Source organism: Arenimonas sp. (genome assembly GCF_019459675.1).
Lineage (GTDB): Bacteria > Pseudomonadota > Gammaproteobacteria > Xanthomonadales > Xanthomonadaceae > Arenimonas.
The window spans coordinates 1-14,922 of sequence record NZ_JAIBFH010000406.1; the positions used below are offsets into that span (position 1 = coordinate 1).

Consider the following 14,922-nt stretch of genomic DNA (forward strand, 5'->3'; position numbering starts at 1 on the left):
GGCGGTGGCGGCGTCGAGGTTGGCGAACACCAGCAGGTTGGCGCGGTCGGTGAGTCGCGAGTTGGGGAAGATGCGCTCGCGGGCCTCGGCATTGAGGGCGATGTCGGCGTGCATCTCGCCTTCGACCTCGAGCTTGGGCGCGCGCTGGCGCAGGATCTGCAGCGCGTCGCGCATCTTCTGCGAGCTGTGCGATTCGCTGGAGCCGAAGTTGGAATGGCTCACCAGCGCCGCCTTGGGCACGATGCCGAACAGCTTCAGGCGGAACGCCGCCTGGATCACCGATTCGGCGATCTCGGCCGCGGTCGGGTCCACGTTCACGTGCGTGTCGGTGAAGAACAGCACGCCCTTGTCATTGAGCACCGCACTGAGCGCCGACAGCCCGCGGGTTTCGCTTTCCACGCCCAGGATCTCGCGCACGTACCGCAGCTTGCGCACATAGCGGCCCACCACGCCGCACAGCAGCGCATCAGCCTCGCCACGGCGCACCATCAGCGCGGCAATCACCACGTCGCGCGAACGCACCAGCGCCTTGGCCGCGGACGGCGTGATGCCCTTGCGCTGCATGATCTCGTGATAAAGCTGCCAGTAGTCGTTGAAGCGCGGATCGTCGTCGATGTTGGTCACGTCCACGTCCACGCCCAGGCGCAGCCGCAGCCCAAGCCGCGCGATGCGGCGCTCGATGACGGCCGGGCGGCCGACCAGGATCGGCCGCGCCAGGCCCTCGTCCACCACGGTTTGCACGGCGCGCAGCACGGTTTCTTCCTCGCCCTCGGCGTACACCACGCGCTTGCGCTCGGCGCGGGCGCGGTCGAACACCGGCTTCATCAGCAGGCCCGTGCGGAACACCCAGCTGCTGAGGCGGTCGCGATAGGCCGGCATGTCGTCAATCGGTCGCGTCGCCACGCCCGAGTCCATCGCGGCCTGCGCCACGGCAGGCGCCAGCGACACCAGCAGCCGCGGATCGAACGGCCGCGGGATGAGGTACTCAGGGCCGAAAGATGGCGTTTCGCCGGCGTAGGCTGCGCCCAGGTCGGTGGCTTCACGCCGCGCCAGGTCTGCGATGGCGCGCACGCAGGCCAGCTTCATCTCTTCATTGATGGTGGTGGCGCCCACGTCCAGCGCGCCGCGGAAGATGTACGGGAAGCACAGCGCGTTGTTGACCTGGTTGGGATAGTCGCTGCGGCCGGTGGCGATGATGGCGTCCGGGCGCGCCAGCTTGGCCAGCGCCGGATCAATCTCGGGCGTGGGGTTGGCCAGCGCGAAGATGATCGGCCGCGCGGCCATGGTGGCCAGCATCTCGGGCTTGAGGATGCCGCCCGCCGACACGCCCACGAACACGTCGGCGCCGGCGACGATGTCGGCCAGGCAGCGCGCGCTGGTGTCGCGGGCGTAGCGCACGATGCCGGCGTTGGCGCCACCCGGCGCCAGGTCGGCGCGGCCGGCATGCAGCACGCCGTCGCGGTCGCTGACCAGGATGTTGCCGGGCTGCATGCCCAGCGCCACCAGCATGTCCAGGCAGGCGATGCCGGCCGCGCCCGCGCCGCTCACCGCCAGCTTCACGTCCGCAATGTCCTTGCCCACCACGTGCAGCGCGTTGAGCACTGCCGCGCCAACAATGATGGCCGTGCCGTGCTGGTCGTCGTGGAAAACCGGGATCTTCAGCCGCTCGCGCAGCTTCTTCTCCACGACGAAGCACTCGGGTGCCTTGATGTCTTCGAGGTTGATGCCGCCGAAGGTGGGCTCGAGGCTGGCGATGATCTCCACCAGCTTGTCGGGATCGTTCTCGTTGATCTCCAGATCGAACACATCAATGCCGGCGAACTTCTGGAACAGCACGCCCTTGCCTTCCATCACCGGCTTGCCCGCCAGCGGCCCGATGTTGCCCAGCCCCAGCACGGCGGTGCCGTTGGTGATGACGCCCACCAGGTTGCCGCGCGCGGTGAGCGAGCTGACCTGGCTGGGGTCGGCCACGATGGCCTCGCAGGCCGCGGCCACGCCCGGCGAATACGCCAGGGCCAGGTCACGCTGGGTCACCATGGCCTTGGTCGGGGTGACCCGGATTTTGCCGGCGGGCGCCAGTCGGTGGTAATCGAGGGCGGCTTGCTTGAAATCTTCGTGTTCGGACATGGGTCGGGGCAGTCTCGGGCCAGGCGCGTACGCGCCGCCTTGAAGGGAGTTTGATTGTAGCGGCCAGATGCGACCGATGCCGACGGGCCCGTATGGCGCGAGCCGGGACCCCGCGCGCAGCGGGCCGCGTCAATTGAGATTCATTCCTAAATGATATAGATTCGCATTCCCATTGAAGAATTCAAGCCAGAGGTGTCGCCCGATGTCCGCTTTGCGCGTGGTTGCCGCCGTGGCCTTTTCGATGCTCGCCCTCGTCCTCAGCCTGCCCGCAGCGCAGGCCCGCGACGAACTGGTGTTCGTATTCCAGAAGCAGAAAGAGCCCACCGCCCTGCGCGAAGCCGCCGAGCAGCTCAGCGCCGCCCTTGAAAAGCAGCTGAACCGCCCGGTCCGCGTGATCGTTCCTTCCGACTATTCGGCGTCGGTGCAGGCGCTCACCAGCGGCCAGGCCGATGCCGCCTACCTCAGTTCGCTGCCGTTCCTGCTGGCGCGGCGCGACGGCGGCGCTGAACTGCTGCTGGCCGAACAGCGCGTGGACACCCGCGGCGTCGCCCGCACGGATTACGACTCGATTTTCGTCGTGCGCGCCGACAGCCCGCTGCGCGACGTGCAGGACATCAAGGCCCAGGCCCCCGGCCTGCACATGGTTTTCACCAGCCCGACCAGCACCAGCGGCTACGTCTTCGCCTACCGGCGGCTGATTGAAATGGGCCTGCTGGAGCGCAAGCAGAATCCGCGCGCCGCGTTCCGGCAGGTGTCCTTCGGCGGCTCCTACACCCAGGCCCTGCGCGAAGTGGCTGAAGGGCGCGCGGACGTCGCCGCCGTCAGCGACTACACGATGGAAGGCCCCAACAGCGACATCTACCTGCCGGCCGAACAGCGCGCCGGCCTGCGCATCCTGGGCCGCACACCGGGCGTTCCCACGCACCTGGTTGCGGTGCGCAAGGGCCTCGACCAGGCCACCCGCGACGGCATCCGCGAGGCGCTGCTGCAGATCAGCCGCACGCAGCCCAAGCTGCTGGCCGACGTCTACGGCGCCTCGACCTTCGTCGAAGTGGACGAAGACGCGCACGTCGCCGCCGCCGTGGACGCCATCGAAGCCACGGGCATCCCGATCGAAGGGCTTTCGCGCTGAACATGCTTGCACCGGCACCGGTCGCCCGCCTGACGCAGGTCACGGTGGTGGTGGGCGACGGCGTCCGCGTGCTCGACCGCCTGTCGCTGGACTTCGCGGCCGGCTCGCACGTGGCCATCGTCGGCCCGTCGGGCAGCGGCAAGACCACACTGATGCGGGTGCTGGCCGGCGACTGCACCCCGCAGGCGGGCGACGTGGCGGTGCTGGGCCGGGTGGCCAGCATCCATCAGGACTTCCGCCTGGTCGGTTCGAGTTCGGCCCTGACCAACGTGCTGCATGGCGCCGCGGCCGAAGCCGGGCTGCTGCGCTCGTTGACGGGTTACGGCGCACAACGGCGCGCGCAGGCCCTGGGCTGGCTGGAAAAATTCGGGCTGCTGGCCCGCGCCCGGGTCCGCGTGGACCAGCTCAGCGGCGGCGAGCAGCAGCGCGTGGCGATTGCGCGGGCCCTGATGTCACGCCCGACCATCCTGCTGGCCGACGAACCCGCCGCATCCCTCGACCCCGCATCGGCGCGCGCGCTGATGCAGCTGCTCGACGAACTGCGCCGCAGCCAGGGCCTGACGCTGATCAGCGTGCTGCACGACGCGCAGCTGGCGGACGAGTTCGCCGACCGCGTGGTGCGCCTGCCGGTGGAAACCCTCGACGAACAACGGCCGGCCCCGACGCCCGCGCCCCTGCCGGCGCCGCCCAGCGTCCCCGCCGCGCCCAACCTGGCCCCGCCCGACTTCGAACCCCTGGGCTCGCCCGCCGCCGCCTTCGCGCGCGCCAGCGCCGGAGCACAGCGCCCGGCGTGGCGACGCTGGCTGGGCGGCGGCCTGGCGCTGGGCGCCCTGGCCGCCATCACGGCCTTTGCCGTCAGCGCCCTGGAGCTGCAGCTGCCGCAGGCCGGTGCCGGCCAGAACGCCGCGCGCTTCGCCGCGGCGCTGGTGCCCAGCTCGGAACAGTTCATGGCCCTTGAGTTCGGCGCGCTGGGCGTGGCCCTGCTCGATACGCTGCTGATGGCATGGCTGGGCACCCTGATCGCCATCGTGCTGTCGCTGCCGCTGGCGGCCTGCGCCGCACACAACGTGGGTCCCGCCTGGCTGCGGCAGCCCACGCGCGCCCTGCTCAACGCCATCCGCGCCGTGCCTTCGCTGCTGTGGGCGCTGCTGGCGGTGGGAGCCTTCGGCCTGGGCGCGCTGCCCGGCGTGCTGGCGCTGGCGGTTTATTCGCTGGGCTATCTCAGCAAGTTCTATTACGAAGCCCTGGAAAGCGTCGACGATCGGGTGCCGCAGGCGCTGCGGGCACTGGGCCTGTCGCGCACGCAGCGCTTCTTCGCCGCCGTGGCACCGGCCAGCCGGCTGGCCCTGCTTTCAGCCAGCGTGTTCATGCTTGAGTACAACTTCCGCACCGCCACGGTGCTGGGCATCGTTGGCGCCGGCGGCATCGGCTACGAGCTCAAGCTGGCCGTGGACTGGGGCAACTGGCACGTGGTCGGCGTGATCCTGGTGATCCTGGTCGCCGCCGTGATCGCGTTCGATACCGCGGCGTCGCGGATCCGGCGCGCGTTCGTCTGAGCCGCCCCGGCTAGAGACCCAGCACCAGGTCGTCGGCGTCCACCCGGTCCAGCCGGATCTTGTTGGCGAACAGCGAGAACGCCAGCATCCCCGCCAGGCCATTCGCCCGCTGCATCCAGGGCGGAACATAAAGCGGCGCCGCGATGGCGCCGGATTCGAACGCGCCTTCCAGCGCGAACACGTCTTCCAGCGCAATCTTGCCGGCGAACAGCTGCCGGGCCTGGCCCAGCTTGTGGTGGCGCAGGCACCAGCGGAAATAGGTGTGCACCGACAGCAGGCCGCGCAGGTACACGGTGTCCTTGGTGAACGCCGCGCCGCCGCCCAGCGGCACGCCGCGGAACACGCGCTGGCTGGAGGTGAAGCTGTCGAGCGGGCTCTGGCCCGAATCCAGGAAGAAGCGGAACACGTCCACGAAGTCCGCGCCGTGGATGGCCTTGTCAATGGCGACGATGCGCAGGCTGATGCGCTTCATGCGCTCGATGTCCATCGAGCCCGAGATCAGCTCGGCGAACGTGGCCAGGCCTTCCTGCGTGGCCGTGGTGCGCGGCGAACCGCGCGCCATGGACTTGAAGTGCGGCTGCTCGCGGCCGTTGAGCCCGGTGAGCGAGTGCACGAAGGCCTCGTGCACCAGCAGCTGGTTGCGGTCGTATTCGGAGAAGCCGGTGTTCGTGCGCAGGCGGATGCGCGTCGCGCTGGCGGCGGCCTTCGAGATCAGGTTCGGGTCCAGCTCCACGCGCACCTTGTGCTGGGTGAAGAAGGCATCAATCGCCGTCTGCAGCTCCAGCTGCACCGTTTCGGCCGGCAGCACGTAGTCGGGCTCGACCTCGCGCAGCTCCTGGTCCATTTCGTTGGCCAGGCTGATGAAGTGCTGGGCGGCGTCCAGGTGCGTGGGGCCGTCGCCTGGCAGGGTTTCCATCGGCCGGCCGAACAGGCGCGACGAATAGGCGGTGACGCGGTGCGTGCCCACCGCGTCCAGCAGGCGCGTGGTGATGCGCCAGCTTTCCGAGGTCAGCAGCAGGTAGCGGCCCAGCGGGTCGTCGGGGTCGGCGGCCTGGTCCACGGCCTCCAGCTCGGTGCGGATGGCGCCGTAGTCGCCGCGCGGGTATTCGACCTTGGGCAGGTGGATGCGGCCGATCTTCCACGCGGCCAGGAACTGTTCCTGCGCCTGCGCCGGCCAGCTCACCGATTCAAGCAGCCGGATGCCGCGCACCGCCGCCACCAGGCGCGCATCGAGCGCGGCGTGGTGGGCCAGCGATCGCTCGGCGTCGCTCATCAGCGGCGCCCGAGCTTGTCCTTGTTGCGCTTGTGCGCGGCGGTCTTGGCCAGCGCTTCCTCGGCACGGCGCGCGGCCTGGGTCACCACCGCGGCCTCCACTTCACCGCGCAGCTTGAGGAAGTGCAGGAAGCGCGCTTCGTCCAGCGTGTCGTCTTCGATGGCGGCGCGCACCGCGCAGCCCGGCTCGTTGCCGTGGACGCAGTCGCGGAAGCGGCAGGCGCCCGACAGCGCCTCGATGTCCTCGAACGCGTCCACGATGTCTTCGTCGCCGCTGAACTTCACTTCGCGCATGCCCGGCGTGTCGATCAGGCAGCCACCCTGCGGCAGCGGCGTGAGCACGCGCGACGTGGTGGTGTGGCGGCCGCGCGAGTCGTTGCCGCGCACGGTGTTGGTTTTCATCTTCTCGCGGCCCAACAGCGTGTTGGTGAGCGTGGACTTGCCGGCGCCCGAGCTGCCCACCAGCACCACCGTGTGGCCGGCGGCGAGATAAGGATGAAGAATGGCGGTGCTGGCCGGGTCCTTGGCGTTCACCGCGTGGATCGGCACGCCCGACTCTTCCACTTCGATCAGCAGGTCGATGCAGTCCTCGACGATCTCGCACTCGTCGGCCTTGGTCAGCACCAGGACCGGGTCGGCGCCGCTGGCGCGGATCACCACCAGGTAGCGTTCGATCCGGCGCGGGTTGAAGTCCTGGTCCAGACCGACCACCACCAGCACATGATCAACATTCGCGGCGATCAGCTGCTGGCGGTGGTGCTCGCCGGCAGCTCCGCGCTTGAGGATGGACCGGCGCGGCAGGAAACCCAGGATGTTCTTGCCCGCCTCATCCAGCGTCACCCAGTCGCCCACCGCGGCGCGGTTCTCAGGCGGGCAGCGGGGGCGGGTCCAGGGCAGCGGCGGCTGCACCTTGATGATTTCATTGGCCTGGGTGGCCACGTCGTAGGCGCTGCGGTGCTGGCCGACCACGCGGGCCAGGCGGGCGCCCTGGGCGGCGGCGAGCGCGGCGCGGCTGGGGACATCGTCGGGCCAGCCAATGGCGCGCAGGTGGTCGAGGGCTTCTGGGGTAGGCTGCATTGGCCGGAATGATACCCCTGCCTGCACGCTCCACTCACCGCCCGCCGCTCAGGATACGAACATGGAACGATTCCGAATCGCATTGCTCTGCCTGGCCGGCCTTGGTTTCCTGGGTTTCGGCCTGGCCATCGTGGCGGCCCCCGCGGCGGTACTGGGGTCGGTCGGCATCACCGGCACCACGGCCGGGCTGGTTGAGCTGCGGGCCTTCTACGGCGGGCTGGAGCTGGGCCTGGCGGCGTTCCTGTTCGCCTGCGCGGCCAAGCCGGCCTGGCGCATCCCGGGGCTGTGGTCGGTGGCGCTGGTGAACGGCGGCATCGCCGCCGCGCGCCTGCTGGGCATCGGCCTGACCGGCGAGTTCACTGGCTTCTTCGCCGGCGCCCTGGTCTGGGAGATCGGCTTCACGCTGGCGGCCATCGTCGCCCTGCGGGCCGGCAAGGCCTGATCGGCCGCAGGATTGGGCTGAAAGCGCGTCAAGATTCCGTTAATCTCGACGCAGGATCCCTGCGCCGAGTTCGCCTTCACCATGCCCCATTCGCCCCTGCCGACCCGCCTGAGCCTTCGCGAGGTCCGTTACGACATCCGCGGTGAACTGTCCCGCCGCGCCCGCGAGCTCGAGGGCCAGGGCCGTCACCTGATCCGCCTGAACATCGGCAACCCCGGCGCCTTCGGCTTCCGCACGCCGGCGCACCTGCAGGACGCGCTGGCCCGCAACGTCCCCGACAGCGACCCGTACACGCACCAGCAGGGCCTGCCGCTGGCGCGCGAAGCGCTGGCGCTGTTCCACCGCCAGCGCGGCACGCCCCATGCGCACGCCGACCGCGTGTTCATCGGCAACGGCGTCAGCGAGCTGATCGACATTTCCCTGCGCGCCCTGCTCAACCCGGGCGAGGAAGTGCTGCTGCCCAGCCCGGACTATCCGCTGTGGAGCGCGGCCACCATCCTCAACCAGGGTCGGCCGGTGTACTACTCGTGCCGCCCGGAGAATGGGTTCCTGCCCGACCCCGACGAGATCGAGAGCCTCATCACCCCGCGCACCCGCGCCCTGGTGGTGATCAATCCGAACAACCCGACCGGCGCCAACTACCCGCGCGAGATCCTGCAGCGGCTGGTGGACATCGCGGCGCGGCACCGGCTGCTGCTGATGGCCGACGAGATCTACGACGGCATTCTCTACGACCAGGCCCGGTTCACGCCCCTGGCGCCGCTGGCCGGCGACGTGCCCTGCCTGAGCTTCGGCGGCCTGTCGAAGGTGTGGCGCGCCTGCGGCTGGCGCGTGGGCTGGGCGGTGCTGTCGGGCGACCCGCTGAAGATCGGCGACTACCACCACGCGATGGACCTGCTCAGCGCGCTGCGCCTGTGCGCGAACGTGCCGGCGCAGTTCGCCGTGCCCGCGGCGCTGACCGGCCCGGAAACCATCCTGGAACTGACCGGCGCGGGCGGCCGGCTGCACGAATCGCGACGCGCGGCGATCGAATGCTGCCAGGCCAGCCAGCACCTGTCGCTGGTGGCGCCCGCGGGTGCGCTGTACGCCTTCCCGGAGGTGGTCGGCGATGCCGCGGTTGATTTCGACGACCAGGCGTTCGCGCTGGAACTGCTCGAGGACGAAGACGTGCTGGTGGTGCCCGGCAGCGGCTTCAACGTGCCCGGCTCGCGGCATTTCCGCATCACGCTGCTGCCCGATGCCAACCTGATCCGCGAAGTCTTCCTGCGCATCGACCGCGCCCTGGCCAGGCACGCCGCCCGCGCCCGTGCGCGGCAAGTGGCCTGAGGCCGGAAAACCCGTGGCGCAGCCGCTGAGCTACCTGGCGCTGGGCGACTCGTACACCATCGGCGAGTCGGTGCCTGAAGCGGGGCGCTGGCCGGTGCAGTTGGCCGCGGCGCTGCGCGAGCGCGGGGTCGCCGTCGCCGACCCGCGCATCATCGCCACCACCGGCTGGTCCACCGACGAGCTCTCTGCCGCCATGGACGCGGCCGAGCCGCTGGGCACCTGGGACCTCGTGTCCCTGCTGATTGGCGTGAACAACCAGTACCGGGGCCGCGACGTGGCCAACTACGTGCAGGAGTTCGCCGTGCTGCTTGAGCGCGCGGTCGCGCTGGCCGGCGGCCGCACCGACCGCGTGCTCGCGCTGGCCATACCCGACTGGGGCGTGACGCCCTTCGGCCAGGCCTCCGGCCGCGACACCGCGCTGATCGCCAGTGAGCTGGACGCCTACAACGCCGCCGCGTCGGGCCAGTGCGCGGCCCGCGGGGTCGCTTTCGTGGACATCGCCCCGGTCAGTCGCCAGTTGGGCGCCCATCCCGACGGCATTGCGGCCGACGGCCTGCACCCGTCCGCCGCGATGTACGCGGCCTGGACCCTGCAGGCGCTGGCCGTCGCCCTGCCCCGGCTTCGCCCCACTCCGCCGTAGGCCCGGGAAATCCGGAAAAGGTACCGGGTACATTTTTCGGCATTACCCGGGTTCTGCGCGGTGGGGTTCAGCGCGTGGGGGTAAAATGGCGGCTTCCCCACTGGAGCCGGCCATGTCCCTGTCCCCTGAAACCCGCACCCGCATCGAACAGATCCTCGGCGCGCACCACGTCGTGCTTTTCATGAAGGGCAACCCGCAGGGGCCGCAGTGTGGCTTCTCGGCCAAGGCGGTCGGCATCCTGGGCGGCCTGGTGCCGGACTTCGGCCACGTGGACGTGCTGGCCGACGCCGAGATCCGCGAAGGCATCAAGGTTTACGGCCAGTGGCCGACCATTCCCCAGCTCTACGTCGGCGGTGAACTGCTTGGCGGCAGCGACATCATCGAACAGATGCTCAACAGCGGTGAGCTGCACGAAGCCCTGGGCCTGGCCGCGCCCGACCGCACCCCGCCGCCGATCGAAATCACGCCCGCCGCCGCCGAGGCCATCGGCCGCGCCATCGCCGGCAACGACGACGACGCCGTGCTGCACCTGTCGGTGGACCCGCGCTTCAACGCCCGCTTCGAGCTCAAGCCGGCCACCGGCCAGGAGATCGTCAGCGAAGCCGCCGGCATCCGCCTGCACCTGGACCTGGCCAGCGCGCCCCGCGCCCGCGGCATCCGCATCGACTGGGTGGAAGACGTCCGCGGCGCCGGCCTGGCCATCCACAACCCCAACGCGCCGCCGGCCGTGAAGGCCATGACGGTGCAGCAGCTGCACGACCACATCATCGCCGGCACCATCGACGTGGTGGACGTGCGCCCCGCCCACGCCCGCGCCCTGGCCCCGTTCCCGCACCCGCACGAGGTGCTGGACGAGGACAGCGCCGGCCGCCTGGCCGAGCTGCCCAAGGACCTGCCGATCGCCTTCCTGTGCCACCACGGCAACTCCAGCCGCCAGGCCGCCGAACACTTCCGCAACCTGGGCTTCCACGACCTCTACAACGTCGAAGGCGGCATCGACGCCTGGTCCACCGACATCGACCCGTCGGTGCCGCGCTACTGAGTGTCCGGTCCGACCCTTCACGACAGCGCCATTGGCGCACGTAGAGCATTTGCGCTAATTTAGGCCTGTCTGCAGGCCCGCCCGGCCGGAGTTTCCGGGCATACGGGCAATGGCTTGGACCAGGAGGGGTGGGATGCGCACTTGGTTGGTGATCTCGATAGCCGCGGCATTGGCTGGCTGCGGCGGTGGCGGTGAAGCGGTCGGCGGCACGCCGAACGAGCTGGCCGCCAAAGCCTGTGAAGACGACACCAAATCGCGCCTGGGCGGCAAGCTCTACGAGCTTGACGTGTCGGCGCTGGCCGCCAGCATGCGCGACGCGCCCAACGGTGAGAAATTCCTCACCGCCCCGATCGTCATCGAGCCGGGCCTGACGTCGGAAGTGAAGCAGATCGTGGAATGCACGGTCCGCTTCACCGAAGGCAAGCCGACGCCCGACGTGGTCGGCTTCGTCTTCAACTGGTAGCGCTTACTCGTCGAAACGCAGGTGCTTGACCGACTTGCCGTGCCGGCGGATCAGGCGCAGCGCCTCGATGCCGATCTGGATGTGGCGTTCGACGAAGTGCTCGGTCACCACGCGGTCGGACGCTTCGGTCTTGATGCCTTCGGGAATCATCGGCTGGTCCGACACCAGCAGAAGCGCGCCGGCCGGGATCGAGTTGGCGAAGCCGGCCGAGAAGATGGTCGCGGTTTCCATGTCGATGGCCATGCAGCGCAGCTTGCGCAGGTATTCCTTGAACGGCTCGTCGTGCTCCCAGACGCGACGGTTGGTGGTGAACACCGTGCCGGTCCAGTAGTCGTGTTCAAGGTCGCGGATCATGGTGGACACGGCGCGCTGCAGCGCGAAGGCCGGTAGCGCCGGCACTTCGGGCAGCAGGTAATCGTTGCTGGTGCCTTCGCCGCGGATGGCGGCAATGGGCAGGATCAGGTCGCCCAGCTGGTTCTTGCGCTTGAGCCCGCCGCACTTGCCCAGGAACAGCACCGCCTTGGGGTCGATGGCCGACAGCAGGTCCATCACCGTGGCGGCGTTGGCGCTGCCCATGCCGAAGTTGATCATGGTGATGCCGTCGGCAGTGGCGCTGGGCATCGGCCGGTCCGTGCCGACGATGGGCGCACCGGAAAGGCGCGAGAACGTGTTGAGGTAGCCGCCGAAATTAGTCAGCAGGATGTGTTCGCCGAATTCGCCCAGCGGCACGCCCGTGTAGCGGGGCAGCCAGTTGCTGACGATTTCCTGTTTGTCTTTCATGGGTCTTCTCCTTTTTGTTTTTTTTATACGCGTTGCCCGGCCATTCTACCGTGGCCCTTGCGTGAAGGCCCGGGCCCCCTTGGCAATGCCCCGCGGCCCCGGCTAGGGTGGGCGCTTCCAGGGGGAGTCCATCCATGTCCATACCGTTGAAGGCCACGCTGCTGGCCGCTATCGCGCTTGCGCTGCCCGCGCTTGCGCCGGCCGCGCAGGCGCCTTTCGCCAGCACGTACCGCCCGATCACGTCGGGTCCGGTGCTGATCCGCAACGCCACCGTGCTGGTGGGCAACGGCGAGCGCCTGGAGGGCGCCGACGTGCTGATGCGCGACGGCCGGATCGCCAAGGTCGGCACCGGGCTGAGCGACGCCGGCGCGGCCGTGGTGGACGGCACGGGCAAATGGGTGACCCCGGGCATCATCGACGTGCACTCGCACCTGGGCGTGTACCCCAGCCCCGGCGTCGGCGCGCACTCGGACGGCAACGAAATGACCGCCCCGGTGACCGCCCAGGTCTGGGCCGAACACGGCGTGTGGCCGCAGGATCCGGGCTTCGCCACGGCCCTGGCCGGCGGCGTCACCTCGCTGATGGTGCTGCCCGGCTCGGCCAACCTGATCGGCGGCCGCGGCACCGTGCTCAAGAACGTCGCCGCCCTCACCGTGCAGGACATGAAGTTCCCCGGCGCGCCGCACGGCCTGAAGATGGCCTGCGGCGAAAACCCCAAGCGCGTGTACGGCGGCCAGGGCCAGTCGCCGATGACCCGCATGGGCAACCTGGCCGGCTACCGCGCCGCCTTCATCGAAGCGCAGGCCTACCGCCGCGCCTGGGACAAGTACGAAACCGGCCAGGACGACACCGGCCGCAAGAAAAAGAAAGACGAAGCGGCGGCCGAACCACCCACGCGCGACCTGCGCCTGGACACGCTGGCCGGCGTGCTGCGCGGCGAGATCACCGTGCACATCCACTGCTACCGCGCCGATGAAATGGCGCTGATGATCGACCTGGCCAAGGAGTTCGACTTCAAGATCGCCGCCTTCCACCACGGCGTGGAGGCCTACAAGCTGGCCGACACGTTGGCCGCCGAGGGTATCTGCGGCGCGCTGTGGGCCGACTGGTGGGGCTTCAAGATGGAGGCCTACGACGGCATCCAGGAAAACATCGCCCTGGTGGACCGACCCGAGCGCGGCTGCGCGATCGTGCACTCGGATTCTGCCGAAGGCATCCAGCGCCTGAACCAGGAGGCCGCGAAAGTAATGGTGCGCGGCGAACGCGTGGGGCTGAAGCTGCCGCCCGAACGCGCCATCCGCTGGCTCACCAGCAACGCCGCGCGCTCCATCGGCATCGCCGACCAGACCGGTGAGCTGGCCGAGGGCAAGATGGCCGACGTGGTGGTGTGGAACGGCAACCCCTTCAGCGTGTACGCCAAGGCCGAAAACGTCTACGTGGACGGCGCCCTGCTGTACGACATCAACGACAAATCGAGGCAGCCCGTCACCGATTTCATGCTCGGCCAGGAGGTGACGCCATGAATCGCCTGCTGATGGCATTGACGCTCTGCGTCGCCCTGCCCGTCGCCGCGCAGGACCTGCTGGTTCGCAACGCCACCGTGCACACCGCCGGCACCCAGGGCACGCTCAAGGACCACGACGTGCTGGTGCAGGGGGGCGTGGTGCGCGCCGTGGGCGCGAACCTCGCGGCGCCGGCGGGCATGACGGTGGTGGACGCCAAGGGCCGGCCGTTGACGCCCGGCCTGTTCGCCGGCCTCACGGGCCTGGGCATTGAAGAAGTGTCGGGCGAGGCCGCCACCGTGGACGCCAACCTCGCGTTGGGCGCGATGATGCCGGCGCACGAGGGCAGTTCATGGCGCCCGGAGTTCGACGTGGACGTGGCCTACAACCCGCGTTCGGCCGCCATCGGCGTAACGCGGGTGGAGGGCATCACCTTCACCGTGCTGTCGCCGGGCAGCCTGCCGGGCGGCAGCTTCGTTGCCGGCCAGGGCAGCGCGATGCTGCTCGACGGCCGCTTCGACGCCGCCCTGCCCGGCAGCCGCAGCCTGTTCGTGAGCCTGGGCGGCGGTGCGTCGCCGCTGTCGGGCGGCAGCCGCGCGGGCCAGTGGATGCTGCTCGAACAGGCGGTGTCCGAAGCCCGCGCCGGCAGCGGCGACGGCCTGCTCACGCGCGCCGGCCGCACCGCGCTGGCGGGCTACCTGGCCGGTGGCCGCGTGGTCTTCCACGTGGACCGCGCGGCGGACATCCGGCAGGCCCTGGCCTTTGCGCGCCGGCACGGCGTGAAGCCGGTGATCGTCGGCGGCAGCGAGGCCTGGATGGTGGCGCCACAGCTCAAGGCCGCCAACGCACCGGTGTTCGTGGACGCGCTGGCCAACCTGCCGTCGAGCTTCGACGCCCTGGGCTCCACGCTTGAGAACGCCGCGCGCCTGCATCGCGCCGGGGTAGTGGTGGGCTTCACCCAGGGCGGCGACGCCACCCACAACGCGCGCAAGATCCGCCAGCTCGCGGGCACCGCCGTGGCGTATGGCCTGCCGTGGGAAGCCGGACTGGCCGGCCTGACGTCGGTGCCGGCGCAGGTGTTCGGCCTGTCGGCCCAGCGCGGCCGCATCGAAGTGGGCCAGGCGGCCGACCTGGTGCTGTGGAGCGGCGATCCGCTGGAAGTGAACACGCTGGCCGAACAGGTGTGGTTCGGCGGAAAGCTGGCCAGCATGCGTTCGCGCCAGACCGAACTGCGCGACCGCTACCTGGCCCCCGAAGGCCCGCTGCCGCGGGCTTACTCCGGCGGCTGATGCACCGCGCGATCAGCGGAAGTTGATCGTGCGGATGATCGTCACGTCTTCGTCGAGCGGCTGGAAACGCCACTGGCGCAGCGTGGCCAGCACCGAACGCTCGAAGGTGCCGCGCGGCCTGGCCGACAGCACCCGCACGTTGGCAACGCTGCCGTCGCGGCGCACGGTGAGCTGCACTTCCACCGAGCCGGTGATGCCGCTGCGCAGGGCTACGGGCGGATAGGCCGGCTGTGGCGTGCTGACGGCGATCGGCGTCAGGCGCTTGGGCACGACG

14 protein-coding genes are annotated in these 14,922 nt (G+C 69.8%); 9 read left to right on the top strand and 5 right to left on the bottom strand.

Annotated features, from left to right (window positions below):
- A partial coding sequence (locus tag K0M70_RS13395; protein ID WP_290782755.1) for an NADP-dependent malic enzyme occupies positions 1-2,127 on the bottom strand: 2,127 nt, incomplete at its 3' end.
- A 202-nt stretch (positions 2,128-2,329) separates the two neighbouring features.
- Here K0M70_RS13395 and phnD point away from each other — a divergent pair.
- Both phnD and K0M70_RS13405 read left to right on the top strand, forming a co-directional pair.
- Positions 2,330-3,259 carry a phosphate/phosphite/phosphonate ABC transporter substrate-binding protein gene (gene phnD, locus K0M70_RS13400; protein WP_290782757.1) on the top strand — a complete coding sequence of 310 codons (930 nt, stop codon included), beginning with the start codon at positions 2,330-2,332 and terminating at the stop codon, positions 3,257-3,259.
- 2 nt (positions 3,260-3,261) lie between these two features.
- Complete coding sequence (locus K0M70_RS13405; protein ID WP_290782759.1) at positions 3,262-4,815, top strand: ATP-binding cassette domain-containing protein; 1,554 nt, start codon at positions 3,262-3,264, stop codon at positions 4,813-4,815.
- 10 nt (positions 4,816-4,825) lie between these two features.
- Here K0M70_RS13405 and K0M70_RS13410 read toward each other — a convergent pair whose 3' ends face one another.
- The gene (locus K0M70_RS13410; protein ID WP_290782761.1) at positions 4,826-6,088 is read right to left on the bottom strand and encodes a flavohemoglobin expression-modulating QEGLA motif protein; all 1,263 of its coding nucleotides are present in this window, start codon (positions 6,086-6,088) and stop codon (positions 4,826-4,828) included.
- On the bottom strand, positions 6,088-7,164 hold the full coding sequence (gene rsgA, locus K0M70_RS13415; protein ID WP_343211217.1) for a ribosome small subunit-dependent GTPase A: 1,077 nt from the start codon (positions 7,162-7,164) through the stop codon (positions 6,088-6,090). The genes K0M70_RS13410 and rsgA overlap by 1 nt, the downstream gene beginning before the upstream one ends.
- Before the next feature lie 61 nt (positions 7,165-7,225).
- Here rsgA and K0M70_RS13420 point away from each other — a divergent pair, with 61 nt between their 5' ends.
- From K0M70_RS13420 to K0M70_RS13440, 5 genes are all read left to right on the top strand, one after another.
- Positions 7,226-7,606 (top strand): DUF4345 family protein, encoded by a 381-nt coding sequence (locus tag K0M70_RS13420; protein ID WP_290782762.1) that lies wholly within the window; start codon positions 7,226-7,228, stop codon positions 7,604-7,606.
- Between the two features lie 81 nt (positions 7,607-7,687).
- Positions 7,688-8,932, top strand: a complete 1,245-nt coding sequence (locus tag K0M70_RS13425; RefSeq protein ID WP_290782764.1) for an aminotransferase class I/II-fold pyridoxal phosphate-dependent enzyme — start codon at positions 7,688-7,690, stop codon at positions 8,930-8,932.
- Between the two features lie 13 nt (positions 8,933-8,945).
- Positions 8,946-9,572 (top strand): GDSL-type esterase/lipase family protein, encoded by a 627-nt coding sequence (locus tag K0M70_RS13430; protein ID WP_290782766.1) that lies wholly within the window; start codon positions 8,946-8,948, stop codon positions 9,570-9,572.
- 112 nt (positions 9,573-9,684) lie between these two features.
- Positions 9,685-10,614, top strand: a complete 930-nt coding sequence (grxD, locus tag K0M70_RS13435; protein WP_290782767.1) for a Grx4 family monothiol glutaredoxin — start codon at positions 9,685-9,687, stop codon at positions 10,612-10,614.
- 133 nt (positions 10,615-10,747) lie between these two features.
- Complete coding sequence (locus K0M70_RS13440) at positions 10,748-11,077, top strand: hypothetical protein (RefSeq protein ID WP_290782769.1); 330 nt, start codon at positions 10,748-10,750, stop codon at positions 11,075-11,077.
- 3 nt (positions 11,078-11,080) lie between these two features.
- On the opposite strand, the gene K0M70_RS13445 is transcribed toward K0M70_RS13440, so the two are convergent.
- The gene (locus K0M70_RS13445) at positions 11,081-11,857 is read right to left on the bottom strand and encodes an AMP nucleosidase (RefSeq protein ID WP_290782771.1); all 777 of its coding nucleotides are present in this window, start codon (positions 11,855-11,857) and stop codon (positions 11,081-11,083) included.
- Between the two features lie 146 nt (positions 11,858-12,003).
- On the opposite strand from K0M70_RS13445, the gene K0M70_RS13450 reads away from it, so the two are divergent.
- Both K0M70_RS13450 and K0M70_RS13455 read left to right on the top strand, forming a co-directional pair.
- The gene (locus K0M70_RS13450; RefSeq protein ID WP_290782776.1) at positions 12,004-13,380 is read left to right on the top strand and encodes an amidohydrolase; all 1,377 of its coding nucleotides are present in this window, start codon (positions 12,004-12,006) and stop codon (positions 13,378-13,380) included.
- Positions 13,377-14,648, top strand: a complete 1,272-nt coding sequence (locus K0M70_RS13455; protein ID WP_290782773.1) for an amidohydrolase family protein — start codon at positions 13,377-13,379, stop codon at positions 14,646-14,648. Before K0M70_RS13450 ends, K0M70_RS13455 begins: the two co-directional genes overlap by 4 nt.
- Before the next feature lie 12 nt (positions 14,649-14,660).
- Here K0M70_RS13455 and K0M70_RS13460 read toward each other — a convergent pair.
- On the bottom strand, positions 14,661-14,922 hold a 262-nt coding region (locus tag K0M70_RS13460; protein WP_290782774.1), incomplete at its 5' end, for an energy transducer TonB.

What these genes read in the sequence shown, in the direction of transcription:
- K0M70_RS13405 (WP_290782759.1), top strand. Translation starts at nt 3,262, where the DNA reads ATGCTTGCACCGGCACCGGTCGCCCGCCTGACGCAGGTCACGGTGGTG.
- K0M70_RS13455 (WP_290782773.1), top strand. Translation starts at nt 13,377, where the DNA reads ATGAATCGCCTGCTGATGGCATTGACGCTCTGCGTCGCCCTGCCCGTC.
- grxD (WP_290782767.1), top strand. Translation starts at nt 9,685, where the DNA reads ATGTCCCTGTCCCCTGAAACCCGCACCCGCATCGAACAGATCCTCGGC.
- K0M70_RS13410 (WP_290782761.1), bottom strand. Translation starts at nt 6,088, where the DNA reads ATGAGCGACGCCGAGCGATCGCTGGCCCACCACGCCGCGCTCGATGCG.
- K0M70_RS13440 (WP_290782769.1), top strand. Translation starts at nt 10,748, where the DNA reads ATGCGCACTTGGTTGGTGATCTCGATAGCCGCGGCATTGGCTGGCTGC.
- K0M70_RS13420 (WP_290782762.1), top strand. Translation starts at nt 7,226, where the DNA reads ATGGAACGATTCCGAATCGCATTGCTCTGCCTGGCCGGCCTTGGTTTC.
- phnD (WP_290782757.1), top strand. Translation starts at nt 2,330, where the DNA reads ATGTCCGCTTTGCGCGTGGTTGCCGCCGTGGCCTTTTCGATGCTCGCC.
- K0M70_RS13425 (WP_290782764.1), top strand. Translation starts at nt 7,688, where the DNA reads ATGCCCCATTCGCCCCTGCCGACCCGCCTGAGCCTTCGCGAGGTCCGT.
- K0M70_RS13445 (WP_290782771.1), bottom strand. Translation starts at nt 11,857, where the DNA reads ATGAAAGACAAACAGGAAATCGTCAGCAACTGGCTGCCCCGCTACACG.
- rsgA (WP_343211217.1), bottom strand. Translation starts at nt 7,164, where the DNA reads ATGCAGCCTACCCCAGAAGCCCTCGACCACCTGCGCGCCATTGGCTGG.